Source organism: uncultured Thiocystis sp., from assembly GCF_903866365.1.
Classification (GTDB): domain Bacteria; phylum Pseudomonadota; class Gammaproteobacteria; order Chromatiales; family Chromatiaceae; genus Chromatium.
This window is the reverse complement of record NZ_CAIPNF010000342.1, coordinates 1-1,569: the sequence shown is the minus strand read 5'-3', so window position 1 is coordinate 1,569 and position 1,569 is coordinate 1. Positions and strand designations below refer to the sequence as shown.

The 1,569-nt window shown below is 62.0% G+C and carries 2 protein-coding genes and 1 pseudogene; all 3 read right to left on the bottom strand.

The genetic code is table 11. From position 1 onward, the window contains the following. Positions 1 to 56: 56 nt before the first annotated feature. The gene (locus tag QZY07_RS19130) at positions 57 to 194 is read right to left on the bottom strand and encodes a hypothetical protein (RefSeq protein WP_295406110.1); all 138 of its coding nucleotides are present in this window, start codon (positions 192 to 194) and stop codon (positions 57 to 59) included. 205 nt (positions 195 to 399) lie between these two features. Then, positions 400 to 1,335 (bottom strand): hypothetical protein, encoded by a 936-nt coding sequence (locus tag QZY07_RS19125; protein WP_295406108.1) that lies wholly within the window; start codon positions 1,333 to 1,335, stop codon positions 400 to 402. A gap of 75 nt (positions 1,336 to 1,410) precedes the next feature. After that, positions 1,411 to 1,566: pseudogene (locus QZY07_RS27550) on the bottom strand (DUF4236 domain-containing protein); the annotation flags it as partial. Between the last annotated feature and the right edge of the window lie 3 nt (positions 1,567 to 1,569).

Below are 1,569 nucleotides of genomic sequence, written 5' to 3'. Positions count from 1 at the left end.
GTGGCGACCAAGACGACGGCTGTCAGCAGGAGTAGGCGTTGCATAACGTGCGTTGATTAGTCGGTCGCGCCGGCGTGGCGAGCGCTGCTTGCGGCAGCGGATGAGCAGGAGACGAGCAGCGCCTGCGCGGAGGCGACGCCGACGGCGGCGAAGAGGAGCAGGATGCCGATCAGCTTGCGTAGGTGCCCGGACATGGAAACAGCACTCCACTGAGTTGGTCAGAGTTTTGACGGCCTTGGCCGCAGTGGTTGCCAGGCTCGACGGACGAAGCGGCCGCGACGTTCCCGCCGTTGACCGAACATATCACAGGCGGGTTGCCATCATGTCGTCGAGGTCAACCAACGCGCGCCTTCATGCTCGCTCTCGCAATCTCCGCTCTTCAGGACGGGGTGATTGACGCTACACCAGAGGCACGATCGGCTTAAAGATGCCGGTGGCCGTCATGTTGCGGCGCAGTTCAAAGCGTGCCAGGGCCGATGCGGGATCGATTTCTTCAAGCTGTCCGAAGTCGATCCGCTCCCAGGCTGCGCGCCCAACCCGCACCGAAAGCAGATACTCATCCTCAATGTTTCCGGTTGCCCGGCTCTGGCGTTGGCTGTAGCCGCTAATCATGGTCTCCCGCAGGGTCGGAAGCGATCCGAAGGCTTCCCCGACAATCCGAAAGATGACGGCATGGATGTGCGTCATGTACTCCTTGCGGAGCAGGGTCGGATTTTTGGGCGTCTCGACCAACCGGTATTCAGTTTTGCGGAGTTTCACGCCATCTTGTGGCATGTCCTCGATTTCCGGTAGATCGACATCCACGCGCAGAATGTCGGAGACCAGATCGAATGCCACCTGCGTCTCGCGCGGCCATGCGATCTGTGCCAAGCGGCGTTCAAAACAATCCGCCATGGCATCGGAATTGCCCGCCATCGCCTGTTCACGGACCTGCTGAGCGGCGTGATGGTTCGCTTCCGCCGCTCTCCAGGAACCCATGGCAACACGATACGCCGTCAACGCCTCTTGATAGCGTCCTTCTGCCTGTTCACGACGCCCCAGAAACCCACCGATCACGCCGACCGTCTCCAGTTCTGGCGCGACCGGGCGGGATTCTAAAAACGGCTCCATGAGAAACAACGCATCTGGAGCCAGTGGTGCGGGCGTCTGCCAGTGAGGCGAGATCACCTGTGCATCATCGGCTTCGAGCGCGGCGCACTTGCGCTCTAACAGCGCGATCACAGCCTCTCGGTGATTGCGAAGCACGCTTTCCCGCAAAGCGGCCGAAACCGGCGTCCCATTCGCATCGAGAACCGCGACGGTACCCTCGTCGCCGATCCGGAGGGTGACATCCATCGTGCCAAGCGCCGGCGCCGGCCTTGTACGCTCTCGCCCGGTCGCCGGCGTATCCAACCGCTCACGGTAGGAAAGACCGGTGCCAGGTAGGCCCACGTTCCCAAACACGCCGCGCGGGCCAATCGAGACGCTCGCTCCACGCGGTCCCAGGGAAAGACTTGCGCCTCGAAGTCCTAAATTCAGCCGGACTCCCGGCGCGAGCTTGATCGAGCGTCGAAATCGAAATCCCATGTC

What these genes read in the sequence shown, in the direction of transcription:
- QZY07_RS19130 (WP_295406110.1), bottom strand. Translation starts at nt 194, where the DNA reads ATGTCCGGGCACCTACGCAAGCTGATCGGCATCCTGCTCCTCTTCGCC.
- QZY07_RS19125 (WP_295406108.1), bottom strand. Translation starts at nt 1,335, where the DNA reads ATGGATGTCACCCTCCGGATCGGCGACGAGGGTACCGTCGCGGTTCTC.